General features: G+C 63.5%; 3 protein-coding genes. All 3 read right to left on the bottom strand.

Annotated elements, in window-relative coordinates:
* Positions 1–97: 97 nt before the first annotated feature.
* The gene (locus tag GSQ79_RS16160; RefSeq protein ID WP_158809716.1) at positions 98–1,687 is read right to left on the bottom strand and encodes a gamma-glutamyltransferase family protein; all 1,590 of its coding nucleotides are present in this window, start codon (positions 1,685–1,687) and stop codon (positions 98–100) included.
* Positions 1,688–1,848: 161 nt separating this feature from the next.
* Complete coding sequence (locus GSQ79_RS16155) at positions 1,849–2,667, bottom strand: class I SAM-dependent methyltransferase (protein ID WP_210253112.1); 819 nt, start codon at positions 2,665–2,667, stop codon at positions 1,849–1,851.
* Complete coding sequence (locus GSQ79_RS16150; RefSeq protein WP_158809714.1) at positions 2,668–3,939, bottom strand: aromatic acid/H+ symport family MFS transporter; 1,272 nt, start codon at positions 3,937–3,939, stop codon at positions 2,668–2,670.
* Between the last annotated feature and the right edge of the window lie 666 nt (positions 3,940–4,605).

The following is a 4,605-nucleotide window of genomic DNA, read 5'->3' as shown; positions in this document are numbered from 1 at the left end:
CGGAACCGGTGCTCTCCAGTCAATACGCGCACCTCGGTATCACCAAAACACACTGGTTCCGGGTTCACGCCTTCGGCGCGCCCCGGAATGACAGTTTCTAAATTCCCGCCGCGCCGCCATCCGAGCGCGGGTCATGCCCCGCCTCGATCCGGCCGTCCTTGCGGCGGACCAGCATGCCGGCGTGGCCGAACGTGTCGGCATAGGGCTCGTCCGACAGTTCGACATCGTGGCCGGCGCGGCGCAGCGCGGTCATGACGCTGTCGTCGAAGCGCGGCTCGAGGCGCAGCGACGTCGTGCTGGTGCCCCAGGTTTTTCCGAACAAAAAGCGGGGGCGGTCGATCGCCGAGGCGACGCTTTCGCCGAACAGCAGGCGGGAAAAGATCTGCGCCTGGAACTGCGGCTGGCCGTCGCCGCCCATCGAGCCGTAGCTGGCGATCCGCCCGTCATCGAAGGTGGCGAGCGCCGGATTCAGCGTATGGGTGGGGCGCCGCCCCGGCACCAGCGGGTTCACCGCCTTGGGGTCGAGCGAGAAGGAGATGCCGCGGTTCTGCAGCAGCACGCCGGTGCGTGGCAGCACGCAGCCCGAACCGTATTCCCAGTAGATCGACTGGATGAAGGAGACGGCCAGGCCGCTGGCGTCGATCGCGCCCATCCAGATCGTGTCGCCGGGCGCCGTCTTGATCGGGATCGAGGCCGCGCGCTTCATGTCGATCATGTCGGCTTCGCGCCGCAGGGCGTCCGGCGTGAGGAAATCCTCGGGCACGTGCAGCAGCTGCTCGAAATCGGTGCAGACGCGGTCGCGGATCGCCAGCGCCCGCTTCGAGCCTTCAATCAACCCGTGAATATGGGCAAAACTCTCCGGCTCCTTCACCGCGAGCCGGTCGAAGATGCCGAGGATGATGAGGCTGGCCAACCCTTGAGTCGGCGGCGGCGCATTGTAGTGCGTGCGGCCGGCAAGCGGCAGGACGAGCGGCTTACGCCACACCGCGCGGTAGCTCTTGAGGTCGGCACGGGTGCCGCCGGCCTCGATCGTGTCCATGTCGGTGGCGAGCTCGCGGGCGATGTCGCCGCGATAGAAATCATCCAGGCCGGCGTCGCCGAGATGCTCCAGCGTCGAGGCCAGCGCGGCGTTCTTGCGCAGCGTCCCGGCGGCCGGCGCCTTGCCGTCGACGAGGTAGGTCTGGGCAAACCCCGGCGCCTCGCTCAGCATCTCGAATTCGAACGGATGGGTGCGGGCTTCGGAGGGCGACGAGGCATAGCCCTCGCGGCCGAGGCGCACCGCGTCGCGCAACAGGTCGGGGATCGGCAGGCGGCCGCCGAGATGCTTGGCGAGATCGTGGGCCAGCGCCCAGCCGCCGACGGTGCCGGGGATGGTCACCGCGGAGAGCGGGCCGCGGGGTGGGATCGCGTCGTAGCCGAGGCCGCGATAGCGTTCCGCGGTGGCGCGGCTGCCGGCCGGGCCGCAGGCCTCGATATAGCGGACGCGGCCGCCGGGCTCATGGATCACCCAGAACCCGTCGCCACCGATCGCATTCATGTGCGGGTAGACGATGGCGATGGTCGCCGCCATGCCGATCATCGCCTCGATGGCGTTGCCGCCCTCGGCGAGGATCGCGCGGCCGGTCTCGGCCGCGGCGGTGTGGGGCGCGGCGACCGCGGCTTTATCGAAGAAGTGGCTCTCTATCATTCCGGCTGCTTAGCAAAAGCGAAGCCTAAGGCGAAAGAGCAGGTTCGGCCCTTTCATGGGGAAACGTCGGTCGAACCTTATATGATGACGGCAATGTCATTTCGGGGCGCGCAAGGACGGCGCTTGCCTGCGTGCCATGATTGGCAGCTCGCGCCCATTTTTCAAGCTGGGAGCTTAGCCCACAAGCACCATTGGTCCGGACCGAACACTTGGCCGTGAACCGTCCTGACGGCGGTTTGAAGATCGGCCGCGAGTTGCGCCGCATCACTTGTGGCCTGGTCGGGGTAGAGCCCGCTCTTGAAGGCAAGATAGCTCGTCGCCCGCCAAAGGAAAAACAAGTCCGAGTTTTCAAGACCGACAAGACGTTCGCAGAAGCCTTCGGACGAAACCAAGCCGCAATCGGCGAAGATCGCTGCAAGGCGAAACGCTGCCTCTTTTCCCGCAAGGGCCGTCTGAGTCGCGCTGTGGTATTGGGCATTGAACGCGTCGTAGATCGGAATCGGTGGGCGCGACGGTGCGATCAAGCTGGAATCCGGTTCATGAAAAGCGAGCGTGCCTCCGGGGCGAAGGTTTGCTGTCGCGAGGCGCATAAAACCCACCGGATCCTGCTGGTGGACGAGGACATATCGTCCAATCAGGAAATCGAACGGCTCTTCGCCCGACAACGGAATATCCGGGCCACCTTTGTAGAACGTGACGTTCCGCAATCCTCCGCTTCGAGCGCGTTCGGTCGCATGTTGAATCGCCTCGGGCGCGCGATCGATACCCACGACACGCCCCTGCGGGCCCACCAGGTCCGCCGCTAGAAAGGACACGTCCCCGGCGCCACAGCCGATTTCCAGGACCCTCATGCCCGGCGCAAGGCCTGCACTGCGCAACAGACGTTCGGTGATCGGACGGAGCAGTTCAGCCTGGAGCGTCAGGCGCGCCAATTCGATCGGCGCATGGCCCAGATGATATGTCGCCAAAGTGCGCTCCAATTATCGTTGTGGCATGTGAGCCTGCGAAGCAGGCCCGAAGGGCCGCGTTGCGGCTCTGGTGACGATTTCAGGCATCCGGATGGCCAGGGTTGCAAGGCAGGCCGCTCCCATCGACAGAGCCACAAGAATGAAAAGCTGGGTCGCCGACCATCCATTGCCGAGCAACATGCCCGCAATCAGTGGACCCGCGACGCCCCCGGCTCTGCCGATCCCCAACGCCCAGCCCAAACCTGTCGCGCCAAGAGATGCTGGATAGAACAATGTTGCCAGCGCGATCGCACTCTTTTGGCCGCCACTGATGCAGAAGCCGGCAAAGAAGCTGGCGAGGCTCAGTTGCCACATGGAGGCCGGCAATGATGGGCCAAGGAAACCGACCAGGATCATTCCCAGTGCGTATAGGGCGGCGAGCGATCGGCCGGCGCCAAATCGGTCCATCGCAGGGCCGATCAAAATCGCCACGACGATTCCACCGAACGTGCTCAGAGCGGTCGCTGTCGCGACCTCCCCGATGTCGCGATGGAGTCCCGTCAGCAACGTTGGAAGCCAACTTTGTAGAAGGTAGAATGCCGCGAGGTTGATGGCAAAGATTGCCCAGATCAGCACCGTTCCGCGCGTTCGACCATGCTGGAACAGTTCGGTTAGCTTTGCCCGACCGTTCCGGGTGGCCCGCACCGGGACGTCCTGCGGCGGCAGCAGGACCATCAGCAGCGGGCACAGGATCAAAGACAGCAGTGCACCACTCCAGAAGAGGGAAGCCCAACCATATTTCGTCAGAAGCTGCGAAGCCGCAAAGCCGGCCGCGACAAAGCCGAGTGAAAATCCGCAATAAATCGCCAGAACGAACGTAGCGCGTAAATGTCTCGGGCTATGCTCATCCGTCAAGGAGATGGCTGCCGGCGCCACCGCCCCAAGACCGACGCCGGTCAGGAAACGCAACGCGACGAGGCCTGACACCGAACCGGTCCAGACGGTGGCCAGACTGAACGCTCCAAATATCACGACGCCGAGCACGAGCATCCGTTTGGTGCCAATCCGGTCTGCGAGAGGTGAGGACAGGAGATAACCGAGCATCAGGCCGACCAGTGCCGCGGAGAAAACCGTTCCGAGCGCGTCGCGCGACATGTGCATCTGCTTGGCGACTTGCGGCGCGGCATAGCTGATCGATTGAGTGTCGAAGCCATCGATAAGCAGGACGAAAGCACAGAGAACCGCCACGGTGAGGGGACGTTTTCCAGCCGCGTCCCAATGAGCGGGATCAGTCTTCCGTTGCATGAGGCATTCTCTCTGCGGGGATGCGCAATCAGATCTCTCCGAACGTGAAACGAACAGCAACGCGCTGTTAAGCAGTGCTCGGTCGCCAGTCTCGAAGGCACCATGTCCTGGCTGGAGCCCTCAGCCCGACTGCTTGGTGCCCGAGGGGCGTTATCAATTGGCTCGCCTGGGTCAGGGCCGGCTCGTGGAGAGTCCAGCACAGCCTTCGACGCGCCTGCGGTGACAAGGACGCGAGTCGGAGCGGATTCGAGATGGATGGGGGCCGCTGTAACGCGCTCGGAGGGCGACGCGTCTCTCGTGTCTGGCGGGAAAACAGCAACAACCACTTATCAGCCTGAGGCGCTGAACGTCGTTATAAATCTTCCGCGGTCCCCATAGGAGCACACCAGTCAAAAAGGCGGTGTTGCCGCCTGCGCAAGTACATTTCACGCATCAACTGTCGATCGCGCTGGTTACAGCCGTGTTTCAGCGCGCGCGCGATTGCGTTACGTCCGTAACGCGATTGCGTTACGTCCGTAACAAGCCGTGCCTGATGTCGCGCTAAGCCAGAAGTTGAAATCGTCGGCGATCGAGGCGCTTCCGGTCTATTTTACGAAGACGTAGATATCGACCTGCAGGTTCGGGTCGTCGGCGGTCTTCAGGTCGGTGAGGTATTCCTCGATATAG

The organism is Beijerinckia sp. L45 (genome assembly GCF_009765775.1).
Classification (GTDB): domain Bacteria; phylum Pseudomonadota; class Alphaproteobacteria; order Rhizobiales; family Beijerinckiaceae; genus RH-AL1.
This window is presented reverse-complemented; position numbering and strand designations above follow the sequence as displayed.

Bases quoted from the DNA above. Each gene is read 5' to 3' on its own strand.
- GSQ79_RS16160 (WP_158809716.1), bottom strand. From the start codon at position 1,687: ATGATAGAGAGCCACTTCTTCGATAAAGCCGCGGTCGCCGCGCCCCAC.
- GSQ79_RS16150 (WP_158809714.1), bottom strand. From the start codon at position 3,939: ATGCAACGGAAGACTGATCCCGCTCATTGGGACGCGGCTGGAAAACGT.